Source organism: Mariprofundus ferrinatatus, from assembly GCF_002795825.1.
In the GTDB taxonomy this organism is placed as follows: Bacteria; Pseudomonadota; Zetaproteobacteria; order Mariprofundales; family Mariprofundaceae; genus Mariprofundus; species Mariprofundus ferrinatatus.
In genome coordinates this window covers 1,199,757-1,225,988 of sequence record NZ_CP018800.1, presented here as the reverse complement: position 1 = coordinate 1,225,988, position 26,232 = coordinate 1,199,757, and the positions used below count along the sequence as shown (strand labels likewise).

The following is a 26,232-nucleotide window of genomic DNA, read 5'->3' as shown; positions in this document are numbered from 1 at the left end:
AGGAGATTTCAGGCGAACATACTGTAATTGTTACCGCAGGCGATATGGGTTCTGCATTGATCCGGCAGCCAATCAGGGTAATGACCGCTTTGAACTGCCAGTGCCGGCAACTTATATTGTAGGCCGTGATGGTATTGTGATTCACAGATTTGTGAATGTGGATTACACCAGACGTATGAGGCCGTCAGAAATCATTGCGATAGTTAATAACCTGTAACGGAGAGTCAGATGAGTGTGAAAGCCGATAGTGTACGCCAGCAGGTACGGAAAAGTTATGCAGAGGTGGCCGAAGCGAGCAATACGGGTGGTTGCTGCGGCGAGGCATCCAGCTGCTGCGGCGTTTCCGATGATACGGCGATCAACCGGCTGATCTCCACTCGCCTCGGGTACTCCGATGATGATCTTTCAAAAGTTCCTGAGGGGGCTGATATGGGGTTGGGGTGCGGCAATCCACGCGCCATTGCCAGCCTTAAACCCGGAGAGGTGGTGGTTGATCTTGGTGCCGGCGGTGGTTTCGATGCGTTTCTGGCCGCTCAGGAGGTCGGTGAGGGCGGCCGGGTGATCGGAATAGACATGACCCCGGCGATGCTCTCTAAAGCGCGTCAGAATGCCGAGAAGGGCGAATTCAGTAATGTGGAGTTCAGGCTTGGCGAGATCGAACACCTGCCGGTGGCCGACAATACAGCTGATATCATCATCTCCAACTGCGTGATCAACCTCTCGCCTCACAAAGAGCTCGTCTTTGCCGATGCCTTCAGGGTTCTGAAGCCGGGGAGTCGCCTTGCTATCTCCGATGTGGTGGCGACTGCAGAGATGCCGGAGGAGATGAAAAACGATCAGGTGTTGCATGCAGGCTGCATGGCCGGCGCATCCATGATTGATGCACTGGAGACGATGATGACTGATGCAGGGTTTGAGAAAATCCGCCTTGTCCCCAAGGATGAATCGCGCGAATTTATCCGCGACTGGGCGCCGGGCCGGGGGGTGGAGGCCTATGTTGTTTCCGCTTACATCGAGGCAGAGAAGCCGGGCGGCGGCTGTTCATCAAGCAGTTGCTGCTAACCTGCGCAACCTGGAGGAGAGGAAAAAGCCACCCTTCCTGTGATATTAGCCGGCAACCTGTCCGGACTTGATGTGAATGTCGCGTTGTGGGTAGGGGATGGTGATACCCGCCTTTTTGAAGGCTTTCCAGATAGCCAGATTCACTTCAGAACGTACACCACCCAATCCGTTTTCAGGATCAAGTATCCAGATGCGCAGTTCCAGTACGATGCCGTTATCACCGAACTCCATCAGGCGTGTTAGCGGAATCGGATCATCCTGCACTCGCGGACTGGCTTTGGCGCATGCCAGCATGAGAGCCATGGCCTCTTCCGGATCGTCATCATAACTGATCTGCACACGGATCTTCATGCGGATGTCGGGGTCGGTATAACTCCAGTTGATCACTTCGGATGTCACCAGGTTTTCGTTGGGGATCAGTGTTTCCACGCCATCGCGGTCACGCACGACGATGTAGCGGGCCCTGAGTTCCTGAACCCAGCCGAACTTGTCGCGCACCGTAATAACATCACCCGGTTTAATAGAGCGGTCGAAAAGCAGAATGAAACCGCTGATAAAGTTGCTTGATATGCGTTGCAGGCCGAAGCCGATACCGACACCAACCGCACCACTGAATACAGTGAGAGCTGTCAGATCGATGCCTGCCGCATCAAGTGCAACGAAGATGGCGATGGCGATCAGGAAGAATTTACTGAACTTGGAGAGGGCCACGCGTGCACTGCTGCTGAAATGCTCCGATTGATTCAACCGACTCTCAATCAGATTGGCCAGCCAGAGAGCCAGAACCCAGAAGAAGATCACCGTCATAATCAGTTTCATAACCAGCAATAGGGAGATGCGGCTGGTTCCCAGGCTGAAAGCAAGGCTATCGAGTGCCGCCAGCACATCCGGAAGCCAGCCAAGCAGATGAAGCGCAACCATTCCCCAGACAGTTGAGGCGATAATGTTTTCTGATGCCTTGACCAGCGGACTCGGTGCAAAACCTTTACGGAGCATATAGATGGCAATGCGAATGCCGGCCAGAGACAGAAGCAGAGGCGTTGCAAGCTCTAAAATGTTTGCCTGGAACCCAAGATGAGTGAATATCGACTTCCCGATCAAGGTGACCATGAGCATCGACAATGGGAACTGGATGCGCTCCAGACTTTTGATCGACATTTTACGCAGCCTGCTTCTCTCATCTCCAGGCTTGTTGTTGTCAATAATGGCATCCATGCGGCTGCGGATGAACAGGGCGCAAGCTGCACCGATTGCCAGCACAACCATTTGCCACCAGAAATCGGACTGGTAGATGTGGGATTGCCATGTTGCAAGAGTTTCCAAGAGCTTATCCGGCATGTGTTCTCCTGATGTAACCGCTGAGACACTACTATGTTCACGGTTATGTTGTGAAGCAGTCTCAGAGTCATTGTGAAGTCATGACAACTGTCAGGGCCCTCTTCCGATCACAGGTAGCAAATCTCCTCCCCGGATGTAGCCTGCCGAATATGTCAGTACGCCAGGCCGCCATAGAGATATTGAACAGGGTATTTTCCGACCGGATCAAGGCTGGAGAGGCGCTTGAGTCGATAGGAGCAACTTTTCAGGATCGTGACCGAAGACTGCTGCACGAGATGGTTTATGGTGTACTGCGTCGCTTCTATTCACTGGAAGCTGATTTTTCCCGATTCAGCAGAGTGAAACCTGATCCGGTTTCTCATATCGCTCTTCTAACCGGAACCTACCAGTTAAGACACATGCGAATTCCGACTCACGCAGCAGTCTCCGAAACGGTGTCAGCTGTAAAATGCCTTCAACCGAAGGCGGCCAACTTTGTTAATGCGGTACTGCGCCGTGTGGCTGAAAGTGAGGCGCCGAAAAAACTTAAGCCCCATCAGCGTATGGAATTGCCAAAATGGATCTATACCGAATGGCGCGATGCATTTGGTGCCGAGGCCGTAAGCGAGTTCGGTCAAGCGCTGAAGGAGCCGCCGAAGCTATCGCTGGCACTGTTTGTGGATCGTGAAAGCTGGATCGAAACTGTGACGGGCATGGGGATTGCAGCTGTTGCCGGAGAACTTTCTCCCTATGCAGTTCTACTGCCTTCGGGAACCGATGTGGCCAGACTTCCCGGCTTTGAAGAGGGGGCGTTTACGGTGATGGATCAGGCTGCTCAGGCTTCTGTTATGGCATTGGAACTTTCAAAACCGGATGGCCTGATTCTCGATATCTGTGCTGCACCCGGTGGCAAGGCTTCACTGTTGGCACATCGTTTTTCCAGTGCAAAAATATTAGCAATCGAACTGAACCCCCGTCGGATTCCGCGTCTGCGGGAGAATCTTGACCGCCTGAACTGCAGCAATGTGACTGTTATTCAAGCCGATGCCGGTACTTTACCTTTGCGGAATCAGAGCGCAGACGCGATCATGCTTGATGCACCTTGCTCAGCATCTGGGGTGCTAAGGCGTCATCCCGATGCCAAGTTCATGCACGATAGTGAGGCGGTGGAGAGGCTTGCAGATGTACAGAAAACTTTGATTTCGGAGTCATTGCGTGTCCTTAATCCGGATGGGGAGATGATCTACGCTGTATGCTCAGTCCACCCTCGCGAGAATGAGAAGGTAATAGAGGGCGTTTCTGAGCTGAGAGCAGCAGAGCGACTGTTGCCTTCAGAGAGCCACGATGGATTCTTTTTTGCCCGTATAGGCGGTAGTGCATCGATACAGTCCATATCAGAGTGTGAGAGTCATGAGTGATAACGAATTTGAACTGATCGAAAGCTGCTTTAAAGGCAAGGGGGGGCATTCCAGCCCTTTTACGCGATTTGCCATAGGAGACGATGCTTCGATCCATCACCCGCGCGCAGGTTTTGATCTGGTTGTGAGTAGCGATACATCCGTTGAAGGGGTGCACTGGCCGGTCGATTTCCCGCGTTCCAGAGCTGCAGACAGGGCGGTCTGTGCTGCGCTTTCCGATCTTGCCGCCATGGGCGCTGATGCGGTGGCTGTCTGGGTCAATGTGATGGCAAAGGATGAATCCTCGGTAAGGAAAATGGGGAAAGGGGTCAGCAGTGCTCTGAAACGATATAACGTTGAGCTGGTGGGCGGAGACACATGCCGTTCTCCCGTAAACGCTATCGCGGTCACGGTTGCAGGCGAGCTTCCTGAAGGAACCGCCATGCGTCGCGATCTGGCCAGGTCTGATGATAATGTCTGGCTCTCCGGCAAGCTTGGATTCCATGCGCTGGGACTGCAGCAGTGGCTTCATCATCAACGCGACGGTGAGTATGTGCACCATCTGGAGGAGATCACGCCGCTGATATCGGCAGGAATTCATCTGAGGGAAATGGGGGTCCGCTGCTGTATCGATGTCAGTGATGGTCTGCTGCAGGATGCCGGTCACATAGCAAAGGCTTCCCGTATTGGTATCGATATCGAGTTGCTGCAGCTACCGAACTGGATTCATATGTGTCGATCGGTTGGCCGGAAAGCGTTTTACGAAGCGGTACTCCATGGCGGCGAAGATTATGCCCTGCTCTTTACCGCTCCGGCGGAGATGGAGATACCCGAGGCACTTGCAGTGAAAATCGGCTGCTGCCGTGAGGGTAGTGGGGTGTCCGTATTCCGTAATGGCGAACCCTGCGAAGTAGAACAGCGCGGATTCCTGCATTTTGGCTGAATCACGAACCATTCATCACTGGCTGGCTGCAGGCTTCGGCAGCGGCTGGTTGCCCAGGGCTCCCGGCACCTGGGGTTCTCTCACATCGCTGTTGCCGGCGTGGTTTCTGGTTGAACAGTCTGGTGCCTTAACGTTGATTGCCGCCTCACTCATGCTGCTGGTTCTGGGCTGCTGGAACTGCTCAATTGTGTTGCCACAGCTTGCCGACAAGGACCCTGGCTGGATCGTAATCGATGAGTGGGTGGGGCAGTGGCTATGCCTTGGAGTGATTCTGATATTCCTCGACTCCTCCTTCGCCCATATGGCAGTTGCGTTTATCGCATTCAGGGGGTTCGATGTCTTTAAACCCTGGCCGGTCTCCTACGTCGAAACCCTAGGGCCTCCGTGGTGGTCAATCATGGCGGATGATGTGGTGGCAGGTCTGATGGGCGCAACCGTAGTGGTTGTCGGATCAATGGCTTTGGGGGGCTGAATTGACCATTCGTTCGCAATGGATCTTCAGTGAAACCGGTTTGCAGAGTCTGACTGCTGCGGGGCACTCAATCGGTTGGCTGAAGGCATGGGTTCGATCGGCGGGTGCGGATAGCATCTCTGTTCACCTTCTGGAGTCGGAAAGGTGGCAGCATGAGCATGCCGATTGGCGCATCATCTTTGCCGATGAGTCTGAACTGGCCGGGGCTGCAATTGCTCTTGGGCTACAGGTCGGGTTCGACCAGTTCGGCCGGCTGGAAATTGCTGATGCATCCAGTTTCGGGCTCGATAATCCGCAACGCACCTGCTGGGTATACCGGAATGGTGAAAGATTAATTCTCTTTATACCTAAGGGAGATATCGCTTATCAGAGAATGCAGTACCTTAAGCATATCAATGGTGGCAGGCCGCTTCGCTCGCTGGCCATTCTGCCCGATGAATCAGGTGCAATGAAGCTGGAGCCGGGCCTGAGCGGAACACTTGTTTCAGGTACAGAGCTGCCGCCGCACAACGCTTTGAACTGTGATGGAGTGCTGCTAGAAGAGCAGGTGGTTGATCAGTTGCGCAAGCGTGGGCTATCTCTTCGAACCGTTGAGTCCTGTACTGCCGGTGCGATTGCTGCACGAATCGGACGTGTTCCAGGTGCATCGGATGTTCTGGAGCGTGCCTGGGTGACCTACAGTAACGATGCAAAATCCGATGAGGTTGATGTTCCGGCTGAAATGATCGAAAAGTGCGGCGCAGTTAGCCGGGAAGTGGTTTCTGCAATGGCAGAGGGGGGCATCAGTGATGGCTGTGTATGCATCGCCGTCAGCGGAGTTGCAGGACCCGCCGGTGGCTCTGATGAAAAACCGGTGGGTACCGTGTGGGTTGCCGTAGCTATGACGGGAGAAAATGCCGAAACACAACAGCTGCAGTTATCCGGAAGTCGCAATGAGATTCAGTGGCGAACGGTCAATGCCGCCTTGAGCATGTTAATTGAAAGATTGAAATAGTTGTTGCTATAGAAGCTTTAAGGCATCTGGCAAATCGGCGATGGAAGGGATGACCAGATCGGCCCGAATACCGCTGCGTTTAACGAATTCAGAACGGTATTTTCCAGTCTGCACCAAGGCCGTTCTCAATCCCGAGTCCCGGGCTCCGGCGATATCCGATTCTATATCGTCTCCGACCATCAGGGCTTGTTCGGGGCGTACATTCACAGCTTCACATACGCCGTGAAAGAAGTCGCGTGATGGCTTGCCTAGGATTGCAGCTTCCTTGCCTGTGGCATATTCGACAGCTGCCACAAACGGGCCGATATCGAGATGCAGCCCATCCGGCTTCTGCCAGAAGCGGTTTTTGTGCAGCGCCAGTATTTTTGCACCGTTCATCACCAGGCGGAATATCTCCAGCAGCGTATCAGGCGGGTATCCTTCGCCACCGATATCACCCATGACAACATAATCCGGATTGCTGTCTGAGATGCGAACACTGTTAAAATCTTCCAGCAGTGGTTCCCGCACATAGAGCCGGGCACTTCTGGCTCCTATGGCCTTCAGGGCCAGTGCGGCCGGGGTGAAGATTTCCGTTTCGGTAATGGGGATGCCGAATCCAGCCAGTTTGGCAGCAATGATGCTTCTTGGCTGAGTCGTGGTGTTGGTAACACCTGCGACAGGCAGAGCAAGCTCCCGAATATGTCGAACCGCAGATGCGCCGCCGCGAATGATTTTGTCACCGACATATAACACACCGTCCAGGTCCAACAATACGGCTTGGATAGCTTCTCGATCTCGCTGCTTCATAAACGGAGTTTAGCACTATATTTGCAACCTTGCTGTTGCAGTCACCCTGGCAGAAGAGACTACATGGAACGGATCTGAGGTTATGCCATTAGACGGGCGATTCGGACGAATCAATCCGCTGGCATAACCTCAGATCTGCTGCTAAATTAAATTCATGGGCAACTTTTTAAAATTTCAGGCGCCTCTCTGGTCTCTGTTGATAGGGGTTATTCTATCTGCCCTAGTGTTTTATCAGGTTAAAAGCTGGGAGAATGCCCATTTTCAGCACACGTTTGAATATCGGGCAGATACCCGAACATCTGCAATTAAGAGTGTGCTGGATCATGTGTTTGAAACTGCGGATCATGTGGTTGCAGTTATTCATCATGAGCTTGTAGTTGAACGGCGAGATGAACTGGTAAGTGCTGAGATTGGAGCTCTGGCAGGAATCTCTGACCCGAAAAACCCGGAAGTAGGCATGCTGGCATGGCTTCCCCGTTTGGATTCCGCCGACGCAAACCATCATCGTGCGCCTGAATACAGTGATTTTGATTATCAACTGTTGATGGCTGACCAGAATAGAGAGAACTGGTTCAAACCCGAACACCTCTCGATTCCTAGCCGTTGGGAGCATATGCTGATGGCCATGGATACTGGCCACCATCAGATAGATATCTACACTGAAGGAGATGACCGCCATGTGCTGGTTATCTTCTCGCCTGTATATAAACGCAGCGCTGCAGATAACCCAGCTGAACGAAGAGAGGCCCTGCTTGGTTTTGTCGTTAGTGAATGGGATGTGGCCCCATTAATCGATGAATCGCTCAGAACCATGCCTGTTGGTGCAATCGACTATTATCTAAGCGATGCGTCGGATCCTCAAAACATGCCTTTTTACTTTCACTCGTCGCGCACCCGTTCAGGAAAAGATCAGGCTCTGAAAACAGGGGTCAGCACAGAGAAGTTTATCGTGACAGGCGAACACCGGTGGCGTGTCCGGTTCGAGGCTGCTCCTGCTTTCCTGCAGCAGCATCAAAGTTTTACAGCCCTGCAAAGCATGGGGCTGGTGTTATTGCTGTCGTTCATGTTGTCAGGATACCTCTGGATGACAACACGCAGAACCAAAGAGATTGCCGAGACGGTAAAACAGCGAACCGCTGAGCTCCATGCAGAAAAGAACAAGTTGAGTGATAGCATGGCCCGCTACGATAATCTGGTGAAGTCCATTCCGGTCGGTGTCTATCTCTTCCGCTTTTATAACGATGATTCTATGGGCTTTGAGTATGTCAGTCCGAACTTTTGCAAGATTCTAGGCCTTGACGCTGATGCGGTCCTGCAAGATGGCAGCATAGCCTTTTCTGCCGCTCACCATGACGATCTGGATAACCTGATCCGGGCTAACAAGGCAGCGAAGGAAAGTCTGGAACCTTTTCGATGGGAAGGCCGCTTTATCATCAACGGCAATACACGCTGGGTGCAAATCGAGTCCGACATCACGGCAGTGGACGAATCAGGAAGCCTGTGGAGCGGCGTGGTTAGCGACATCACTGAACGCAAGAAGGCTGAAACAAAACTTAAAACACTGACTAAGGCTTTAGAGTATGCCGGTGAAGCTGCCGTGGTTACCGACCACGATGCTGTCATCGAATATATAAATCCTGCATTTACTAAAATCACCGGATACTCTTTTGAAGAGATCGTCGGCAAGAAGCCGAATATTCTTAAGAGCTCGGCTCAGGATCCATCTTTCTACAAGGTTCTGTGGGATACGATTCTACGCGGAGATGTCTGGCAGGGTACACTGATTGACCGCCGCAAGGATGGAACGTACTACCCGGCATTGATGTCTGTGGCGCCTATTCATGACGATAGTGGCAAAGTCACCCACTTCGTTTCACTGCAACAGGATATGAGCGAGTACAAGAGGCTTGAGGAGCAGTTCCTGCAGTCACAGAAGATGGAGGCCATTGGCGTTCTTGTCGGCGGGATTGCCCACGATTTTAACAACATGCTGGCAGGCATTGTGGGCAACACCTATATGGCCAAGACCCGAATCAAGGATGATGAGAAGCTGTTGGGGAATATTGAGGCGATCGAAAGGATCAGTATGCGTGCAGCAGGCATGATCAAACAGTTGCTGACCTTTGCCCGCAAAGAGCATGTGGAAATGAGCACTTTCTCATTAACCAATTTCCTGAACGAAGCCATAAAACTCGCTGCCACGGCAATTCCGGAGAGCATTGAAAGGAGCTGCGAGACGTCACCTGAAGAGCTCTACATTCATGGCGATTCAACCCAGTTACAACAGGTTATAATGAACCTTATCAACAACGCTAAAGATGCGCTTGAGGGCATCAAAAACGGAAAAATATCCTGTTCTCTCAAGCCATACATCGCTGATGACTCTTTCTGGCAGCGTCACCCTAACTGCAAAGGGGAAATGTTTGCCTGCCTGACCGTGAGTGATAATGGCGGAGGCATCCCGGAGAATGTTGTATCTAAAATCTTCGATCCTTTCTTTACGACGAAAGGCGTTGGAAAAGGGACGGGGCTTGGATTGGCAATGGTTTATGGTGCTATTGAGGGGCACATGGGAGCAATTGAGGTGGATAGCGTTCCAGGCGAAGGTACGACATTTACGATCTACCTGCCTCTTGTCGATGCCAAGCCGGAGCAAGAGCAGGTTTCCCTGCAGCAAGCCGTAACAGGTCAAAATGAACTGATTCTGGTTGCCGATGACGAAGCATTGATTCTGGAGATGTACAAAAGCGTATTGAGTCATCTCGGTTACAGGGTCATTGCCGCCCACAATGGCGAGGAGGCCGTGCAGCAGTTTGAACGGAATATGCGAGATATCTCTCTTGTCGTTCTTGATGTTGTTATGCCGGTTATGGGTGGAATGGATGCCGCCAAGAGGATCAGGGAATTGGATGAAAAACTTCCCATAATTTTTGCCACAGGCTATGACAGAGGCAGTCTGGATGATGCGGGCAGAGAGATCTCCGACCATGAGATCATCAATAAACCATTCACTGTAGAAAGCCTGTCGCAATTGATTATACGCTCACTTGATACACGCAAGCAGAATTAGCTTCCCGTACAACCACTCGAGCATATTTATGTCAGTTTTTCATCTGATCATGGCAGGCAGCAGATGCCCGCATACACCCTTGCCGGGATTAGAAGGTGCGTCTTTGGGAGCGCTCTTTCGGGCGTGGCTCTATGAGGATCGGTTTATAGGTGAAAGGGCCGAAAATCGTATTGATGGTAGGGCGGATCTTTAAGGCTACGCCCTGAGGAATGCCACCGCCCTCGCCGGCAAAGGCAAGTGCCAGATCAAGCATGTCCAGGGCGTTTTTTTCATCGAAGAACTGGAACATATTCAGGCTCAGTCTGAGTGGGATATCGCTGGTTTCTCCAGCCTGCAGTGTGATCTGATCCTGTAATACACCGCTGATGGTGTCACGCCCATCCAGCATAAGCGTCCACTCCATTCGCGTCAGCGTGGCCGCCACCTGGTTAATCACAGGATTTTCGGTTTTCAGGTGCAGTGTAATGTCTAGAGGAAGGTTTTCCCGTGCTGTAGCCAGTGTGATGCGGCCAACCTGATAGACATTGAGCTGTTGAGCATCAGAGAAATTCATCACATCAATTCCGGCAATGCGCACATCCGAAACACGATCGAGAGTGAATTTCACATTCGAGAGCTCTGATACATGTTGCATGGTTGCGCATGAGGCAAGAAACAGACTCGCCAGAAACATTGAAATAATGGGTAAGCGACTGATTGGGGCCATGCCACACCTCCGGATGATATGATGCTAACTCTACCTGTTTGTGGTGAAGAAAGTGTGTGTTGCATTACACTCCCCGCATTGAAAGCGGCCCGAGGTGGAATCATGCTGCTTTCATCATCTCTTCGGCACGAGCAAGATCTTCAGGTGTGTCGACACCGATACAGTGAAAATCACCTACAGTGACGGCGATGTCATAGCCATGGTGAAGGACACGCAGCTGCTCAAGCTGTTCTGTTTGTTCCGCCTGGCATGAATCGAGCGAAGAGTAGATCAGCAGAAACTCTTTGCGGTAAGCGTAGAGGCCGACATGCTGCAGAGCCTTTGGAAGCCCTGAACGTGGATAGGGAATCGCAGCACGGCTGAAATAGAGGGCGCGACCCTTGGCATTGCACACTACCTTAACGACATTGGGTTCATGCAGGTCAGCACTCTCCCTGATCGGATGAGCAAGCGTTGCCATAGGAAGATAGGCGTCTTCATCGAAAGGTTTGACGACGGATCGGATGGCTGCCGGGTCAATTAACGGCTCATCACCCTGAACGTTCACGATGATGTCGAAATCGAGCTCCCGGAAGGCCTCTGCCAGTCTCTCAGTGCCGCTGTTGTGATCGGGGGAGGTCATGCGGACCTCGCCCCCGTTGCGGGTAACAACCTCTGCGATGCGTTCGTCATCGGTAGCGACAAATACAGGTCCTATAGCTGCTGCATGTGCTTTTTCGATGACATGAACAATCATCTCCTTGCCGGCAATCTTCGCAAGCGGTTTGCCGGGAAAACGGGTGGAGCCCATGCGGGCCGGAATACCGATGGCGGTTTTTATGGCGTGCATATCAGTGGCTCTCGATTTCGTCCCAGTTTGCAGTTGCTGTGCCGACTTTGCCAACCACAACGCCTGCTGCACGGTTTGCGATTATTGCGGCGCTCAGGGGATCGTCGCCTCGAGCAAGACAGGCGGTAAATACTGCGATCACCGTGTCACCAGCACCGGTCACATCGAATACGTCTCGGGCTGCAGTCGGGATATGGTGGCTCTGCTTGCCGTCATAAAGGGTCATGCCGCGTTCGGAGCGCGTAAGCAGCACATATTTCAGCTCGAGCTCTGCATGTAGCTTCTTGGCAATCGCTTCGGCATTGGCATCGTCATTGCGTGGCTGCATGCCAGCCATAGCCGCGGCTTCGGTAAGGTTGGGCGTGATGAAGGTGGCACCGCGATAGGCATCAGTATGTTCGGGTTTCGGGTCGACGCCGATAATAGCACCATGTAAGCGCTGGATGAGCTGGCGAATGAAATCGGGGGTGAGTACACCTTTCCCGTAATCGGAAAGGATGGTGGCCGTTGATTCTGGCAGTACAGCTTCAAGGCTTGAAAGAATCTTCGCCTGAGTCTCAGGCATTGCTGGCTGCGTCCATTCGCGGTCATAGCGCACCACCTGCTGGTGGCGGGCAATAATGCGGGTTTTGATAGCAGTGGGGCGGTCATTGGATTTCGTTACCACGCCACGGTTATCCGAGTCCAGTTCGGAGAGGCGGGTTTTCACCCACTGGCCCGCTTCATCATCACCAACAAGCCCGAACATGGCAGAACGGGTGTTCAGTGCATGCAGGTTACGCACGACATTGGCCGAGCCGCCAAGTCTGCGGTCGATACGGTCGACATTGACGACAGGAACAGGCGCCTCGGGTGATATGCGCGAGACATCGCCCCAGATAAATTCATCCACAATAATATCGCCGATAACAAGAATCAAAATGCCTCTCCTCGCCTCATCTTATCTCAGTAAAGTCGACAGTATAGGGTTTTTAGTTATTGCAGGGTAGCGACACAGGCTGTTCTGTTACTTATTAAGATGGAAAAGTGCTCTCTCAATGACATACGGCTGCTGTTCTTCCAGCCCGGGCCAGAGCGGCAGGCGAACAAGTCGGTCTGAAAGCTGCTCAGTTACAGTCAGGGAACCATGTGCTCGGCAATATTTTTTCCCCGCCGGCGCCAGATGCAGTGGAACATAGTGAAAGACACTCATGATGCCATCAATTTTCAGCCCTGAAATGAGCTGCGACCTCTCCTCAAGCGAATTGAGAAGCAGATAATACATGTGTGCATTATGCCGGCATCTGTCAGGAATAATCGGCCGCCTTATTCTGCCTGTCGTCTCTATTGAAACGAAAGCCTTGTGATAGTTCTGCCAAATTTGCAGACGCCGATCAGTGATTTCATTGGCGTGCTCAAGTTGTGCCCAGAGAAAGGCTGCAATCAGTTCGCCCGGGAGGAAAGATGAGCCGACATCAACCCAAGTGTATTTATCAACTTCACCTCTGAAGAAACTACTGCGATTGGTGCCTTTTTCCCAGATGATTTCGGCACGTTCAATAAAGCGCTCATCGTTGATTAGAAGAGCACCACCTTCACCTGAGATGACATTTTTGGTTTCGTGAAAACTGTAGGCGGCAAGGTGGCCAATGCCGCCCAACGGTTTTCCTTTGTACTCGGCCATGACACCTTGAGCCGCATCTTCAATCACAAACAGGTCATGCCTTGCAGCCAGCGCCATGATTGTATCCATTTCACAGGCAACGCCGGCATAATGGACGACTACAACCGCCTTGGTTTTAGCAGTAATTGCAGCCTCGATCAGGGTCTCATTAATATTAAGCGTGTCCTCACGAATATCGACAAAGACAGGTATAGCGCCGCGGAGAACGAATGCGTTAGCAGTTGAGACGAAGGTGTAGGAGGGCATGATCACTTCGTCGCCGGGCTTCAGGTCAATCAGGATTGCTGCCATCTCCAAGGCTGCAGTACAGGAGTGGGTAAGCAACGCCTTTCTGCTGCTGGTTTTATTCTCCAACCAGTGCTGACATCGTTCTGTGAATGGTCCGTTGCCGGCCAGCTGTCCGTTGCTGTGAGCCTTAAGAATATGGTCGACTTCATCACCGGTCATAAATGGTTTGTTGAAGGGGATTATTCTGTTGTTCATTGGATGTTTATTCCCCTTTCCAGTAGAGATAGAGGTTGTCACCGCGCAGCCGCCATGATTTTATCAACTTTCCTAGATGGGGTGATTCAACCTCAGCTAGAATATACACATTCTGAACTTTGCCACGGTACCAAGTGACTGGCTGGCGATCCTGTCGCCAAACATCAATGTAAGCTGTAACTGCAAGGCCTGATGCCACATCATTTTGTGAGAGAAGTGGAGCATTTTCGGTCAGCTTGATTACCTCTTCAGCTACTAATTTCACATTCCGTTCGGGTCGCCAGTCCTTGATATAGGGGAGGACAACGAAGCTGTAAGGAATCTTCAGCAGTATGAAGAGTGCGATCAGGGTTACACTCTGACGAAGTCGCGTTGCGCTCAGCTGTAGTGTAAGGCCGGTTAGTAGTAGTGCAAAGAGACCGTAGAATGGGACGAGATAACGCGGAGTGGCATTGGCAGACAACCAGAATGGAAGCAGACATACGAACAGGATAAGTAGCAGCGTGGTCAGGTTCTGATCGATGAAAAACTGCTGTTTTCGCCGCAGCCACAACCATATGATGAATAGACTCACTGGCAGTGCACGTGAGGCAAAGAGCAGCGGAAAAGTTATCCAGTGATTCAGATAATTCAGAATGCCATAACCGATAAAGTTGCGAAGTACATCGTTGATAGTTGTTGTGGCGGTATTGGCGCCGGATGGAACGATAAAACTTTGCCACAGCCAAGGAACAGCAAGTGCAGCAACTCCGGGAACTATGTAGGCCGGCGATTTTAGTAGATGCCATTTGTTGCATCGCCAAAGAAGAACAAATCCAGACAAACCGAATAGTGCATATGCGGTAATATTCTTGGTCAAAAAAGCGAGTGAAACCAGTAGCAATGAGATCAACAGCCACTTTAGACTCTCTTCACTGATTGCACGCCACAAGGCAACAATTGATGAAAAAACAAACAGGCCAAAGGTGGCATCAAGATAGCCAAGCCACCCATACCAGAATGCGATTTCTCCCATACTCAGGTAGATCAATGCCCCTAACCAGTTGGCATGAGGTGTTTCTCGGAAAAGCCAGGAGGCTGTAAATCCGACAACGCATGCGCTTATCCAGGAGGAGGTGACTGAAACCAGACGTATGGCAATATCAACGTGTTCCCAGCCGATCAGGTTGCTGATGATCATCACCGGCCAGTGCCAGAGTGGAGAGTGAGGCCAGACACTCCCCAGAATAGAGGGGTGCAGCCAGTCTCCTCGAACATGCATCTCATAGGACTTGATCGCCATTAGTCCCTCTTCACCGACATACTGCATGATCGGGAGTGGCAACAGCATCAGCAGGGCTGCGAGTAGCGTCAGTCGTTTATAGAGTTGTAGTGACGGTTCAAAGGAGATGGGCATGTGTCATTATCTTGTTAATCGGTGATAGACATCGACTGCTTTATTGAAGCGGAAGCCGAGTGAGCAGTAGAGGTTGAGTACAGCCAGATTGCTTGCGGAGATCGAACTGCGAAATTCAGTAATGCCACGCTCTATCAGTTCTTGGCAGGCTGCTGACCAGAAATATTTGGCTAGCCCTTGGCTGCGAAATTTCCTATCAATGGCGTGCAGCAGAAGGTTCCCGTTGTTGTGGGCGATAAATCCAGCCAACTGGTTACAGTGATAAAGGCCAAGTACGTTTTCCTCATCGGCCAGTTGCTTCAGCCAGTTCTTGTAGCGACGGTCGGCCATATCATGGTTCAGGTTAAAATCGCGGTGAAAACGTCCGTACAAGAAGCTGGCATCACACATCGCTAGTAGCAGATTGATATCCACTTGGTTGTCGACACTTACCTCCGGATTATTATACATGGTGATGTCGCTACTGTTGCAGTAAGGCTCGATCAAAGTGTCGGTGTAGTAAAAGCCGTACTTGTTCAGAAGCGCCTTGGAGGCCAGAGGGTCGACCTTGATGCTGTAGTGACCTGGAGTTGTGGATGCTTCGGCAAGCGCAGATGCGTTACTAGGATCACTGATCTCAAAACAGTCGATTCCAAACACCGCTGAATCCCATGGTACTGGGTGGATGGCAGGATCACTCATGGTTAAAGGTGGTGTGATTGATAATGTAGAGCGGCCGGTTCTTTGTTTCGTCGAAGGTCTTTCCGAGATATATGCCGACAATGCCAAGGTTGGCAATAATGATGCCACCGAGGAAGTAGAGTGAAACAATCAAGCTGCTCCAGCCCATGATTGGAGTATCATAAAAGATTGCGTAAACCATTAGTGCGATGCCTGCGATGAATGCGAGTCCTGCAATCGAAAAGCCGAGTTTAATCGACAAGCGTAACGGCTTATCGGAATATGCGATAATTGTATCGGTGGCCAGCGAGAGCAGTTTTCGGAAGGTGTAGGTTGATTCACCTGCATAACGGCTTCCGTGTTCCACCTCGACCTTGGCTGCCGGGAAGCCTATCCACTCCACCATGCCAGGCAAGAACCGAAGCCCCTCGCGCATGTTGCGGCAGTTATTTACAACCTTGGCGGACATGATGCGGAAATTACCTACCTTGGGGTCGTATTCCATGCCGGTGAGGTAGTTAAAAAGTCTGTAGAAGATCCTGGAAGAGAGTGTTTTACCTGCATCGTCCTTGCGGTTAATGCGCTGGGCAAGCACAACTTCAAAGCCCTCCTGGGCTTTAGCGTAAAGTGCAGGGATGGCTTCAGGGGGATCCTGAAGGTCGCAGTCCATTACCACTGTCCAGTCACCGCTACTGATATCCAGTCCTGCCGTGATGCCGTAGTGCTGGCCAAAGTTGCGACTGAACTGCACGCCCTTGAAGCGGGAATCCTCAGAGGCAATCTGCTGAATGATCTCCCATGATCTGTCACCGCCGCAATCCTCGATCAGCAGGCATTCAAAATCCTCGCTGATCTTTGTAAGCGAAGCAGTAAGCCTGCGCTGCAACTCATGCAGGCATCCTTCGGCCTTATAGACGGGTATGACGACTGAGATATGTGCCATGCAGCAACCTTATCACATGAATTGTCGATATCTAAAAGATTTAGATACCATTATTTTCTACACTCTAGTATCAAGTGGGAGTAGGGGATGTGAAGCATGTCATGACGCACGGTAACTTTAATATCAGTGAAGTGAGACAGGGCAAGTTCTTGGTAGGCTTCAGCTGTGCGGATGTTCTGCCCTCGATCCTTACTGATGATCCAGCGTGCCAGTGAGCGCTGGTCAGGAACATAAACAGGATCAACAGTAATCAATTTCCCACCGGGCTTCAGCGCCTGCCTTGCGAGAGAAAAGAGGGTTTCACCCTCTTTGTCATCAAGATGATGCAGTAGACCAAATGCAAGCACCAGATCAAATGGCTGCATCTGATCAAGTATTGCCTCTCTGACCAGTTCCGCCTTAAATGTGCCCCTGTTACCGAACTGGCGGCACGCCTCGGTAATATATGTGGCCGAGGCATCGAAGCCGACATAGTCGAGGTCATATGGAAGGTGGCGAAGGATTTCCGCAGTGCCGCAGCCGATATCAAGCATGCGATAACTTTCAGATTTGGGAAAATAATCTTTCACAAGGATAGTGCGCGCCTTTTCTGCACCAACCAGGCGTTGCGCAATGTTATATACCGATGCATGCGAGAAGATGGCGCGGATGCCAGAAGTATTCTGGGCCACTATTTAGCCCCTGTCTGCGATTTTCTGATCTCGACTATCAATGGTGTTGATAGTGCAGGCGGAATGCGTTTGATAAGTGCTCCCATCCCTGATCTTATGATCAATGAGGCCACAGTGGCAACCAAACCTTTGTGACGCTCCCTGAATGCAGTGTCTTCATCAATTCTCTTGATAGCATTGAACAACAATTCTTTTCTAAATAGATAACTTAGGTTGTTTTTGTTGCAGTAGTTTCTGATCTCATTGCAAGTGATGAAATTGAGAGAGTCCCAGATTTCCGGGTCGCTTCCGGACGGCAAAAAAAGCTTCCTGCTGAATGAAGGGAAGTGCCGAAATACCGGTACGCCATAGTGCGGTTCATAGGGGATAGAATAGTTCGGGCAGGCATGGATCATCAAGCCGGATGGCTTTAAAACTTCAACCATCGATTCCATTGCATCATGCCAGTCCGGAATATGCTCGATAACATTATTGCTGAAGATTAGGTCAAATGGGCCATCCTCTTTTGCATTCAGGTTTTGGGCGGGTTTATCAAGCACAGTAAGGTCAATGTGAGAAAGTTCGCTAAGAATTGCTGCTTTCAACCGCTCAAAGAGGCCAAACCCTCCCAGTGCAGGCTCTAATGCAACAATCCGGAAGCCCTGCTGCGTTAGGAACAGGCTTAGCAGGCAGAGGCCAGCCCCCACTTCAAGCATTCTCTTTTCTGGATCAAGCTTATCTATCACAAGATCAAGTGTAATACGGCTTTCATTGCTGAAGGTATTCATCAGTGCCGAGATCTCATTCCGATCGTGACCTGATTGCTCTGCAACCCGGGCGGAAATGCTCTCAACAGGGAGCTGTTCAAGAAAACGCTCCTGTGCAGATTTCAATGCTGATTGCTGTGTGGCTGTAAGAATTGGTCGCACTCCTGATAGATGTTTAGAAAATCGCCCTTACCAAACGTGGACCGGATGCTATCATCGCACATGTTTCAAATCCAAAGCAATCACGGAGAGTTATGATACTGGACCGATATATTCTGCGACTCTGGATGGGTCCGTTTCTCGGGGGGTTGCTTCTTGTGCTGGGTGTCCTGCTATTGGGACGAGCTCTTAAGTTGCTTGAAACGGTCAGTGACAGTGGACAGGCATGGGTATTGATAGGCGAGCTGCTGATTTTAACCATGCCATACTTTCTTCTTTTAACTGTTCCCATGGCTTTTTTCCTCTCCATGCAGAATACCGTCACATCACTGCAGCAGAGCAGTGAAATGGATGCATTGCGCGCGTCTGGAGTTTCGTATACGCGTATGTTCCGAAGTTTCTTTCTCGTGGTTGCACTGCTTTGGGCCGGATTGACCTTTACCTCTATGGTATTGCTGCCGCAGGGGCAGCTTGGTTTTAACAATATTCTGGTCAAGGTCTATGCAATGAAGGGTGCAATCACCTTTTCTCCCCAACGGTTTACAGAGGGCCTGGACGGCGTGACAGTATATGTTGACGGTGAGGATGACTCGGGTCTTTACCGCGGTGTTATCCTTGAGGATGCTCGTGACAATATCTCCGTGATTTATACAGCTGAGTCAGCCCGTTTTGAGATGCGCGGAGATTATCTTGAGCTGCGCATGAATGACGGAGTTAGGCTGGAGGGGAAGGGGGCAGACCAGCGCATGCTCGCATTTGAGCATTATCAGGTAACTATTCCCGTCTCTGGTGGAAGGTGGCAGGAACGACAATCAGGTGATCATGTGACGATGATGACTGTCTCGGAGTTGTGGGATCATCTGCAAGCCTTAACGAAACCGGATGCTGTAGCAGAGTGGAACCGTAGGCTTCTGCTTCCGTCAACCGTACTGATATTGCTCTTTTTTTCTCTTCCATTGTCATTGACTCAGAAGCGTTCGGGTAAGGCGGGATCGCTCATAGTCGGTATCGCCGTACTGGTGTTGGTCTACAATATTCAGTTGATGTTGCATCGTCAGGTCAGTCAGGGGGCATATCCGGGCTGGTCTATGTGGGCTGCTCAGATCGCCATGCTTGCGATGGGCGTTTTCCTCTGGATACGGGCTGAGGCAGATCGGCTGCCCAAAGTGTTTTCAGCGGCTGGTGAGTGGTTTTACCTTCTGCATCAGGCCTCGACCCACTGGTTTGCTCACCGCTGGTCTAAGAAGAATAAGCTCTGATATCTTGGTTCTCGGTATTAATTAACCTGTAGAGGTTTGCGTATTCGAGTGCAACCTCCCTCCAACTGTGTTGATAGGGGGGTGGGGGCTCTGAGCGGTTGAGCAGTTCATTGCATGCCTCAACCCATTTTGATCTGTTTTCGGACTCATCCAGGACCATCCCTTGCTTATTGCCAATCTCACTTGCAGCGCCGCATTGCCTCGATACAACGGCTGGCACATTCGCAGCTAAAGCCTCGGTGATCACCATACCGAAAGGCTCTCGCCGAGCCGGATGAATCAACAGGTCCAGTTGTGGCATGATCTCCCGGCTATCGGTCAGGCCCAGCAGCCGGTAGCCGCCATCCCAAGTCTTGAATAGATGAGCAACATCATCAGGAGCCGGTCCCGCAACCCATAGTTCGCATTCCGGCCGCGACTGACGCAGTTTTTCGACGATAGCTATTGCTCTGTCCAGTCCCTTACGCTGCCACTCCTTACCGATAAAGCCGATCACACCGCCTGTGGGAGGAATGATGCGATCAGGGCGCTCTATACATTTGCCAACACCGGGAATGACCGGATCAGTAAGGCGCGCTTTGATAGAGGGGTAGGCGGCGAGCAACTCCTTGGCGATCAGTGCTGAATTGGGAACCACTTTTTGAACCTGATCCCCGCACAATTCGCGCTGTTCCAGCCAGAGGTTGGCATAAACGCGAAGCGATACGCGCTTCCACCATGGATATTGGCGGATGCGTGCGAAAGGAGGGCCATGGAAGGTGGTGATGTGGTGAACAGCTGTTGTTTCATGGCTGTGAATGATTGTTCCCTTTTGCGGATGCTTACGAATCCACCTTGTCACCCTGCGGGAGAAAAGAAGGGCGGCCAGCCATCTTGGCTTTCGCAATCCCTTTCCGAGTTGGAAAACATTAATGTTTTCATGGCCATTACCATGAACTTCTTCGCATAGAACATTAACTTCCATGCCGAGCTCTGCCTGTGCCCGGCTAACCTCCCAGACATAGCGCTCCATGCCACCGACCGGGCCATACTGGCGAACGATGTGCAGCACCTTCACAATGGCTGCTATTCCTTTTCCCTGTTCTGTAGTTCGTATGCCTTGGCGTATTTCAGGTAGGAGGTGAGCGTGGATGTCATGCTGTGGGTTAAGCCTGCAACGCCATCCAGAAAACCAAGTCTTAAAATATAACCTCTCAGAAAGCGCCACAAAGACCGGGTAAACAGCTGGGGGAATGTTACCCTGACTCCGGATTGTAGAACAATTTCCGCCTGTAGATCGGTATAGCGGTTGATTTTATCAATATATTCAGCGAGCGATTCAACCGTTCTGTGGCGAATCGTTCCTTCCAGTTTTCCGATTTCACCGCTGATCTCGATATGTTCGTGGATTGGGCGACTGTTCCAGTCGCCATGTTGGCGATTAAACAGGCGAATATGCGGATCAGGGAAGGCTTCACCATGACGAAGCCACTTTCCCATCAGAAAGTGTTCGAAGTTGCATTCAAAGGCAACCGGGGATTCCGGGGATGTCGTACTAAAGGCAGAACGGATGCTTTCCGCCAGTTCCGGAGTGATATACTCGTCCGCATCGAGGTTTAGAATCCACTCATTCTTTGCCTGGCTGCTCGCAAACTGCTTCTGTTCGCCATATCCCGGCCATGGATTATGAATGACCCTTGCGCCATGTGATTCTGCAATTTCAACGGTTCTGTCACTGCTGCCGGAATCAACGACAACAATATCATCTGACCACTGTACGCTGCTTAGACACTCCCCAATGCGTTTCTCTTCATTGCAGGCAATGATCGTTACGGTAATCGGAAGTTTTCCGGTCTGGTTCATTCAGGTTGAAATACCAGGAACGGCCCGAGGATCAGGGCATCAAGTTTTGCGTCGAGGAATGCTCGAATTGCATCCGATGCAGTGCAGACAATCGGCTCCTCATGCATGTTGAAGCTGGTATTGATCACGCTGGCGACACCTGTAAGTGCATGAAACTCATGAAGGATATCGTAATAATCCCTGTTGTCCTCACGTCGAATGACCTGCGGTCGGGCGGTCTGGTCAACATGGACGGCGGCGGGGATTTTCTCTTTGGCAACATCCGCAGCATCGTAGGTGAGTGTCATAAAGCGGGCGGCTTTATGGTCCGGAACCCAGGCTGGGAAGTATTCGGCACAGTGCTCCTCCAGTATGACTGGAGCAAACGGCATGAATTCGGTGCGCTGAAACTTTTTGTTGAGCCAGTCATTGATGGTTGGATCAGAGCATGCAGCCATTACAGTTCTGTTACCGAGTGCGCGCGGACCATACTCCATGCCGTCGCAGGCGCGTGCGACGACCTTGCCATCTGCGAGAAGTCCGGCAGCTGCCTTGGCCATATTCTCCGGAGCCTCAAAGCCAAGGCCGCTCTCAACCAGCGCAGCTTCAGCACTCTCTCTGGTGATTCTGGTGCCAAGGTAAACATTGTTCATGAACATCGGCATACGCTCAGGATTCAGGTTGGCATATGCCTGCAGTGCAGCACCGGCGGCCAATCCGCCATCTCCCATATTGGGATGGATATAGATGTTATCGATTGCAGGCAGTTCTAGGATTCGCTGGTTGAGTTTTACATTGGCAAAAATACCGCCTGCCAGAGCCAGATAGCGTACATCCAGCTCTTTTGCGTAAGACTCAACCTTGTCACATACAAGTTTCTCGGTGAATGCCTGCAGGCCTGCGGCAATGTCCTCCTTGCACAACCCTTCAGTCAATTCGCGAATACTGTTCTGGGCCATATCGCCGTGCTGCCTGAGCGTGCATTTTGCCAGTCTGGGATGCAGAAGGTGATCCCAGTCATCAGGGTTCACCAAATCCATCAGTCGGCTGTAGAGCGGTTCGGGCTTCCCGAATGCTGCAAGACCGAGCACTTTTCCTTCATGGCGGGTAGCCTTGAATCCGAGGAATATGGTGAATGCAGAGTAGAGCAGGGCAAGGCTATTCAGGGCATGCAGATGCTCCACATGCTCCATTTTTCCGTTTTCGCCAACCCAGACAGAGCCCCATGAGAAGTCTCCCGATCCATCCAGAGAGATCACGCCAACCTTTTTACCTTCAAACGGTGAAGCAAAATAGGCGGATGCGGCATGTGCCTGATGATGTTCGACGATGGTGGAAACCTTGTCTTTGAAAGCCTTGGGTAGCTTCGGTCGAGAGCGCAATAGACGGGAGTAGCGGTCTAGCTGTTGCTTACGATAGAAGCGACGAATCTCATCATCCTCTTTGGCCAGTTCGGCGATATGGTCAAACATGAGGTTCAGAGCTGGGCGCTGCTGGACATGATCCAGTCCGGCCAGTGCAACATGATCGATATCACCTGCCGACAGGCCGGCGATCTCAAGCACCTCATTGATAGCTGCATAAGGATAACCATTGTCCAGCTTGATCCTGGAGATGCGTTCCTCTTCGATGGCGGCGACAATCTCTCCATCTTTGACGATGGCTGCAGAGGTGTTGTGATGCGCGATGTCGTTAATGCCAAGTATGATCATGGTGCTCCTCTGCCTGGGGATTGAATTTGTTCGGGCGTTCAGTCTTTGATGGCTTGAAGTTCAAAGTAGACGCTGGAGGCTGGAAATATCCATGACAGGCGTCGCTCAAACTGCCATGAAAAGGTGTTGGCGATAACGCCGACGCCCAGGGCGGTGTAGAGGTCATCAAAGAAAATCTTGCTGTCGGCAAGTTTGAAGCGGCAGTTGTAGAACTCCCACTCATGGGAGTCTTCACAAAAATAGTCAAACGAGCCGCGTGCAAAGAAGTGGCAGTGCTGCCAGTGGCGGTAGGCCTCAACGCTTGAAAAGTGGGGTGTATTGATGACCAGTTTCCCGCCCGGTTTTAACAGGCGGTAAAACTCCTCCATGATCTTTGGCAGATCCTGGAAATGCTCGAGAAAGTGGAAGCACCAGATCATGTCAAAACTGCTATCTTCAAATGGATAGGGGAACTGATTGAGATCATAGGTGATATCGGCCTGCAGCTCCTGAGGCATATAGGAGCGTACGTTGTAATCGAGACCGGTGGCGCCTTTAAATTTGACGCAGCCACAGGCCACATCGAGCACCTTTCTGTCTGCATATTCAGCTTCGTAACGAGCTTTCCGCTTCAGCGGATGATCAAATAGTCGGGCCATTTCAATCCGTTCCTTGGTTACATGTATAGGTCAGCAAAGGCTATGTAATAGAGACGTATCTTACCAGCTGGCATGCAACAGTCCCAAAGTGGCAAAAATTAGCAGTGCGGCAGCAAGACCAATGATATTGTTCAGCTCCCGATGCTGGGCTACCAGGGCCGGATTAAAGCTTCCTGCATTTCTTCCCTTCGCATTCCAGCGAGGAATGACGCGTGGGGTCGTCTGCATGTATCTGCGGTATTCATCACCGAACATTTCGGTCAGCTGGGTCTCCTCTCGCTGCATTGTCGGGATGAAAATCAACCAGAAAATCACAATGCCGGATATGGCTACCCATATCTGGTTGCCTGCAATCATGAAGCCAATCAGGATAAGAAAGTGGCCAAGGTAGAGCGGGTGCCTGCAGAGCGCATAAGGGCCGGTACGGGTCACCTCCTTGAATTTGTGAATGTGGCCGGATGCCCAGATGCGAATAAGCTCGCCGCCCACAACAAATGGCAGCCCCCAGATCATCGCTTCCAGACTTGGACGGATAAATATCAGGGCCAGAATGGCGAACGCATAAGTGAGCTTAATGCGGTGCTCAATAACCAGTCGGTGCCATGCGGATTTATTTGCAATCTCAGTGCTCATTTGCTGTTTTCTCTTATGGTGCTTGATTTCGTTGGTGCTGTGTACTGGTAGGACGTCAAGTGTGCAAAGATACTTCCAAATTTTATTTTTGCAGCCACTTTGATCGGTATGTGTCGTTCATCATTGGAGAGCCAGAGCGTCATCTCACCTTTATTGGTAAAGATTCCTTCAGATTTCAAGAGAGGACGGACCACAATACACTCCACTTTCTTACCCCACGGAGCAGTTAAAACTTCTCTTTCTGGCAAGACAGTCACTTCGATCTCGTAACGTTTGCGCGAGTCGAAGACCGGAACTTTAAGCTTCTGGCCCGGGATGAGTTTAAGGTTGCGCACGGCAAAGAATGCGTCGATCACACTAAGGTGGCCGGCTGGTACATCGAAATCCTCGACCACCTTGTTTTGTGAATGCCTGACCCTGTTCTCCTGCCAGAGAAATTCGGTACGTTTTTTTGCAACGTATTTGCGCTCGTGCAGATTGGCATCAAAAAGTGTGCTCTGCATGCGCCCGTTCACACAGAGGCCTTCAGCCGTAATGTAGTCGCGCACCTTTCTGAAAATATCGAGAGCCTTGTTCGTTTTGGCAACGGTATTGACCTGCCAGCCTCCACTCTTGGGAAGTACATCCATGCTTGCTGAACCGGCATTGATGAACTCCCAGTTAACGTCGAACTCCAGGTGCTCGCCTATATATGGCATGCAGTGAGCCGCTCTGATCTCCACTGTTTCAGCATGGGCGGAGTAAGAGGAACAGATACCAAACATAAAGGGGATGAGCAGCAGCAGTACTTTGCCCGGAAAGTGCTGATGGCGTTGCCCTAATAAAAATTCACAGCTCATCTATTGCCCTTAAAATCGACTCAGGGAGGATCATGTCCATGCAGACAAAGTTGTCGCATGTCCGCTTAAAGCATGGGCCGCATGCGGGATTTGATTCGATATGCAAGTGCAATGGTCTACTCATATCGTGTTCAACCTCCAGGGGGGCAGATCGCCACGATGCCGAAGGGCCCCAGAATGTAACCGTTGGCTTTCCTAAAGCCGCTGTCAGATGAAGCATGCCCGTATCTGCACCGACCACGGCACGGGCATGCAAAATCAGTGAGCATAATGATGGCATAGTTAAACGTTTGGGTAAGGCGAAGCCATTGCTCCGATCGGCGTAACTTTCCGCCTGGGCGCGCTCGGCGTCGTTACCCCAGGTAAACAGGGGGGTGATGTTTTTTTCTTTCAGCCCCTTAGCCACGCTGATCCAGGTGCTTGCCGGAAGTTGTTTGGTTTCCCAACCGCCGGCCGCATGAAGTATCACATAGCTTTTCTCCTCAAGCCCCAGAAGGGCGATGATCTCGCCATCGTCTGGACAGCGGCTGTCAGCAAGGTTGATAGAGGGTTTCGCATAGGGAATGGCAACAGATGCGGGTTCAGAGGTGAACGGGCCTGTGGCAATTCGACGATATTGCTGCACAACATGTCGCTCATCAGGGTGGAAAGTGACATTGTGCAGAAGCAGACTGGCCGGTTTTTCCCGCATAAGGTTGTTATCGAAACCATAAACCGGGCTACCGCAAAGGCGCGAAAGCACTGCTGATTTTATCAACCCCTGCAGATCAATCACCGCTCCAAAGCCAGTGGCGCGAAGTGTTCGAATAGCCTTCCATGCAGAGTGAATGGGGTGATCACCTTTCAGGGCGACGGCATGTACATGCACCTGCTTCGGAAGGATATCCGTGACAAATTTATAGCGCTCATCAACCAGCCAGTGCACCTCGGTTACCTCAGGACGCGCCAGCAGGTCATCAAGTGCGGGCAGACAGTGGATGATATCGCCGAAGGCCGAAAGCCGAACAATCAGGATCTTCATGGCCAAGGG

General features: G+C 51.3%; 25 protein-coding genes. 7 read left to right on the top strand and 18 right to left on the bottom strand.

What is annotated here, in order from left to right; all coding sequences use genetic code 11:
* Nucleotides 1-228: 228 nt before the first annotated feature.
* Entirely contained in the window at nt 229-1,062 is an 834-nt protein-coding gene (locus Ga0123462_RS05960) for an arsenite methyltransferase (RefSeq protein ID WP_100265460.1), read from the top strand.
* A 45-nt stretch (nt 1,063-1,107) separates the two neighbouring features.
* On the opposite strand, the gene Ga0123462_RS05955 is transcribed toward Ga0123462_RS05960, so the two are convergent.
* A complete protein-coding gene (locus Ga0123462_RS05955; RefSeq protein WP_100265459.1) occupies nt 1,108-2,400 on the bottom strand; it encodes a mechanosensitive ion channel family protein in 1,293 nt (430 codons plus the stop codon).
* 149 nt (nt 2,401-2,549) lie between these two features.
* Between Ga0123462_RS05955 and Ga0123462_RS05950 the strand changes: the two genes are divergently transcribed.
* Genes Ga0123462_RS05950 through Ga0123462_RS11475 form a run of 4 tightly spaced genes read left to right on the top strand, consistent with a single transcriptional unit; the run spans nt 2,550 to nt 6,185 of the window.
* Nucleotides 2,550-3,797: a transcription antitermination factor NusB gene (locus Ga0123462_RS05950; RefSeq protein WP_100265458.1), complete on the top strand. Its 1,248-nt coding sequence runs from the start codon at nt 2,550-2,552 to the stop codon at nt 3,795-3,797.
* Nucleotides 3,790-4,719: a thiamine-phosphate kinase gene (thiL, locus tag Ga0123462_RS05945; RefSeq protein ID WP_100265457.1), complete on the top strand. Its 930-nt coding sequence runs from the start codon at nt 3,790-3,792 to the stop codon at nt 4,717-4,719. The genes Ga0123462_RS05950 and thiL overlap by 8 nt, the downstream gene beginning before the upstream one ends.
* A complete protein-coding gene (locus Ga0123462_RS05940) occupies nt 4,712-5,191 on the top strand; it encodes a phosphatidylglycerophosphatase A family protein (RefSeq protein ID WP_232726373.1) in 480 nt (159 codons plus the stop codon). The genes thiL and Ga0123462_RS05940 overlap by 8 nt, the downstream gene beginning before the upstream one ends.
* 1 nt (nt 5,192) lies before the next feature.
* Nucleotides 5,193-6,185 (top strand): CinA family protein, encoded by a 993-nt coding sequence (locus Ga0123462_RS11475; protein ID WP_198507297.1) that lies wholly within the window; start codon nt 5,193-5,195, stop codon nt 6,183-6,185.
* 6 nt (nt 6,186-6,191) lie between these two features.
* On the opposite strand, the gene Ga0123462_RS05930 is transcribed toward Ga0123462_RS11475, so the two are convergent.
* The gene (locus tag Ga0123462_RS05930) at nt 6,192-6,974 is read right to left on the bottom strand and encodes a TIGR01458 family HAD-type hydrolase (RefSeq protein ID WP_100265455.1); all 783 of its coding nucleotides are present in this window, start codon (nt 6,972-6,974) and stop codon (nt 6,192-6,194) included.
* A 223-nt stretch (nt 6,975-7,197) separates the two neighbouring features.
* On the opposite strand from Ga0123462_RS05930, the gene Ga0123462_RS05925 reads away from it, so the two are divergent.
* Nucleotides 7,198-10,044, top strand: a complete 2,847-nt coding sequence (locus Ga0123462_RS05925; RefSeq protein WP_198507296.1) for a PAS domain S-box protein — start codon at nt 7,198-7,200, stop codon at nt 10,042-10,044.
* 88 nt (nt 10,045-10,132) lie between these two features.
* Here Ga0123462_RS05925 and Ga0123462_RS05920 read toward each other — a convergent pair whose 3' ends face one another.
* The 9 genes from Ga0123462_RS05920 to Ga0123462_RS05880 all read right to left on the bottom strand — a co-directional run bounded on the left by Ga0123462_RS05920 (nt 10,133) and on the right by Ga0123462_RS05880 (nt 18,267).
* A complete protein-coding gene (locus Ga0123462_RS05920) occupies nt 10,133-10,750 on the bottom strand; it encodes an LEA/WHy family protein (RefSeq protein WP_100265453.1) in 618 nt (205 codons plus the stop codon).
* A 100-nt stretch (nt 10,751-10,850) separates the two neighbouring features.
* Nucleotides 10,851-11,570, bottom strand: coding sequence for a 3-deoxy-manno-octulosonate cytidylyltransferase (kdsB, locus tag Ga0123462_RS05915; protein ID WP_100266513.1), 720 nt, complete (start codon nt 11,568-11,570; stop codon nt 10,851-10,853).
* Between the two features lie 10 nt (nt 11,571-11,580).
* Complete coding sequence (gene rfaE1, locus Ga0123462_RS05910) at nt 11,581-12,498, bottom strand: D-glycero-beta-D-manno-heptose-7-phosphate kinase (protein ID WP_100265452.1); 918 nt, start codon at nt 12,496-12,498, stop codon at nt 11,581-11,583.
* A gap of 87 nt (nt 12,499-12,585) precedes the next feature.
* Nucleotides 12,586-13,725, bottom strand: a complete 1,140-nt coding sequence (rffA, locus tag Ga0123462_RS05905) for a dTDP-4-amino-4,6-dideoxygalactose transaminase (protein ID WP_100265451.1) — start codon at nt 13,723-13,725, stop codon at nt 12,586-12,588.
* A gap of 7 nt (nt 13,726-13,732) precedes the next feature.
* Complete coding sequence (locus Ga0123462_RS05900) at nt 13,733-15,121, bottom strand: ArnT family glycosyltransferase (protein ID WP_100265450.1); 1,389 nt, start codon at nt 15,119-15,121, stop codon at nt 13,733-13,735.
* A 6-nt stretch (nt 15,122-15,127) separates the two neighbouring features.
* Nucleotides 15,128-15,802, bottom strand: a complete 675-nt coding sequence (locus tag Ga0123462_RS05895) for a GNAT family N-acetyltransferase (protein ID WP_100265449.1) — start codon at nt 15,800-15,802, stop codon at nt 15,128-15,130.
* Nucleotides 15,795-16,724: a glycosyltransferase family 2 protein gene (locus Ga0123462_RS05890; protein ID WP_100265448.1), complete on the bottom strand. Its 930-nt coding sequence runs from the start codon at nt 16,722-16,724 to the stop codon at nt 15,795-15,797. Before Ga0123462_RS05890 ends, Ga0123462_RS05895 begins: the two co-directional genes overlap by 8 nt.
* 50 nt (nt 16,725-16,774) lie before the next feature.
* Nucleotides 16,775-17,395, bottom strand: a complete 621-nt coding sequence (locus tag Ga0123462_RS05885; protein ID WP_100265447.1) for a class I SAM-dependent methyltransferase — start codon at nt 17,393-17,395, stop codon at nt 16,775-16,777.
* Entirely contained in the window at nt 17,395-18,267 is an 873-nt protein-coding gene (locus Ga0123462_RS05880) for a class I SAM-dependent methyltransferase (protein ID WP_232726371.1), read from the bottom strand. Before Ga0123462_RS05880 ends, Ga0123462_RS05885 begins: the two co-directional genes overlap by 1 nt.
* A 128-nt stretch (nt 18,268-18,395) precedes the next feature.
* Between Ga0123462_RS05880 and Ga0123462_RS05875 the strand changes: the two genes are divergently transcribed.
* The gene (locus tag Ga0123462_RS05875) at nt 18,396-19,559 is read left to right on the top strand and encodes an LptF/LptG family permease (protein ID WP_100265446.1); all 1,164 of its coding nucleotides are present in this window, start codon (nt 18,396-18,398) and stop codon (nt 19,557-19,559) included.
* Here the strand turns inward: Ga0123462_RS05875 and Ga0123462_RS05870 are convergent.
* The 7 genes from Ga0123462_RS05870 to waaC are packed head-to-tail and all read right to left on the bottom strand — an operon-like array spanning nt 19,540 to nt 26,223.
* Nucleotides 19,540-20,616 (bottom strand): glycosyltransferase family 4 protein, encoded by a 1,077-nt coding sequence (locus Ga0123462_RS05870; RefSeq protein ID WP_232726370.1) that lies wholly within the window; start codon nt 20,614-20,616, stop codon nt 19,540-19,542. The two genes, Ga0123462_RS05875 and Ga0123462_RS05870, sit on opposite strands and share 20 nt — an antisense overlap.
* Nucleotides 20,617-20,624: 8 nt before the next feature.
* Complete coding sequence (locus tag Ga0123462_RS05865; RefSeq protein ID WP_100265445.1) at nt 20,625-21,401, bottom strand: glycosyltransferase family 2 protein; 777 nt, start codon at nt 21,399-21,401, stop codon at nt 20,625-20,627.
* Nucleotides 21,398-23,092: a carbamoyltransferase family protein gene (locus Ga0123462_RS05860; protein WP_100265444.1), complete on the bottom strand. Its 1,695-nt coding sequence runs from the start codon at nt 23,090-23,092 to the stop codon at nt 21,398-21,400. Before Ga0123462_RS05860 ends, Ga0123462_RS05865 begins: the two co-directional genes overlap by 4 nt.
* Nucleotides 23,093-23,130: 38 nt before the next feature.
* On the bottom strand, nt 23,131-23,730 hold the full coding sequence (locus Ga0123462_RS05855; protein ID WP_100265443.1) for a methyltransferase domain-containing protein: 600 nt from the start codon (nt 23,728-23,730) through the stop codon (nt 23,131-23,133).
* 60 nt (nt 23,731-23,790) lie between these two features.
* Nucleotides 23,791-24,363 carry a methyltransferase family protein gene (locus tag Ga0123462_RS05850; RefSeq protein ID WP_100265442.1) on the bottom strand — a complete coding sequence of 191 codons (573 nt, stop codon included), beginning with the start codon at nt 24,361-24,363 and terminating at the stop codon, nt 23,791-23,793.
* On the bottom strand, nt 24,360-25,202 hold the full coding sequence (locus tag Ga0123462_RS05845) for a DUF3108 domain-containing protein (protein ID WP_232726369.1): 843 nt from the start codon (nt 25,200-25,202) through the stop codon (nt 24,360-24,362). The genes Ga0123462_RS05850 and Ga0123462_RS05845 overlap by 4 nt, the downstream gene beginning before the upstream one ends.
* A complete protein-coding gene (gene waaC / locus Ga0123462_RS05840; protein ID WP_100265441.1) occupies nt 25,192-26,223 on the bottom strand; it encodes a lipopolysaccharide heptosyltransferase I in 1,032 nt (343 codons plus the stop codon). Before waaC ends, Ga0123462_RS05845 begins: the two co-directional genes overlap by 11 nt.
* Between the last annotated feature and the right edge of the window lie 9 nt (nt 26,224-26,232).

What these genes read in the sequence shown, in the direction of transcription:
- Ga0123462_RS05960 (WP_100265460.1), top strand. Translation starts at nt 229, where the DNA reads ATGAGTGTGAAAGCCGATAGTGTACGCCAGCAGGTACGGAAAAGTTAT.
- Ga0123462_RS05955 (WP_100265459.1), bottom strand. Translation starts at nt 2,400, where the DNA reads ATGCCGGATAAGCTCTTGGAAACTCTTGCAACATGGCAATCCCACATC.
- Ga0123462_RS05950 (WP_100265458.1), top strand. Translation starts at nt 2,550, where the DNA reads ATGTCAGTACGCCAGGCCGCCATAGAGATATTGAACAGGGTATTTTCC.
- thiL (WP_100265457.1), top strand. Translation starts at nt 3,790, where the DNA reads ATGAGTGATAACGAATTTGAACTGATCGAAAGCTGCTTTAAAGGCAAG.
- Ga0123462_RS05930 (WP_100265455.1), bottom strand. Translation starts at nt 6,974, where the DNA reads ATGAAGCAGCGAGATCGAGAAGCTATCCAAGCCGTATTGTTGGACCTG.
- Ga0123462_RS05920 (WP_100265453.1), bottom strand. Translation starts at nt 10,750, where the DNA reads ATGGCCCCAATCAGTCGCTTACCCATTATTTCAATGTTTCTGGCGAGT.
- rffA (WP_100265451.1), bottom strand. Translation starts at nt 13,725, where the DNA reads ATGAACAACAGAATAATCCCCTTCAACAAACCATTTATGACCGGTGAT.
- Ga0123462_RS05900 (WP_100265450.1), bottom strand. Translation starts at nt 15,121, where the DNA reads ATGCCCATCTCCTTTGAACCGTCACTACAACTCTATAAACGACTGACG.
- Ga0123462_RS05895 (WP_100265449.1), bottom strand. Translation starts at nt 15,802, where the DNA reads ATGAGTGATCCTGCCATCCACCCAGTACCATGGGATTCAGCGGTGTTT.
- Ga0123462_RS05890 (WP_100265448.1), bottom strand. Translation starts at nt 16,724, where the DNA reads ATGGCACATATCTCAGTCGTCATACCCGTCTATAAGGCCGAAGGATGC.
- Ga0123462_RS05875 (WP_100265446.1), top strand. Translation starts at nt 18,396, where the DNA reads ATGATACTGGACCGATATATTCTGCGACTCTGGATGGGTCCGTTTCTC.
- Ga0123462_RS05865 (WP_100265445.1), bottom strand. Translation starts at nt 21,401, where the DNA reads ATGAACCAGACCGGAAAACTTCCGATTACCGTAACGATCATTGCCTGC.
- Ga0123462_RS05860 (WP_100265444.1), bottom strand. Translation starts at nt 23,092, where the DNA reads ATGATCATACTTGGCATTAACGACATCGCGCATCACAACACCTCTGCA.
- Ga0123462_RS05855 (WP_100265443.1), bottom strand. Translation starts at nt 23,730, where the DNA reads ATGGCCCGACTATTTGATCATCCGCTGAAGCGGAAAGCTCGTTACGAA.
- Ga0123462_RS05850 (WP_100265442.1), bottom strand. Translation starts at nt 24,363, where the DNA reads ATGAGCACTGAGATTGCAAATAAATCCGCATGGCACCGACTGGTTATT.
- Ga0123462_RS05845 (WP_232726369.1), bottom strand. Translation starts at nt 25,202, where the DNA reads ATGAGCTGTGAATTTTTATTAGGGCAACGCCATCAGCACTTTCCGGGC.
- waaC (WP_100265441.1), bottom strand. Translation starts at nt 26,223, where the DNA reads ATGAAGATCCTGATTGTTCGGCTTTCGGCCTTCGGCGATATCATCCAC.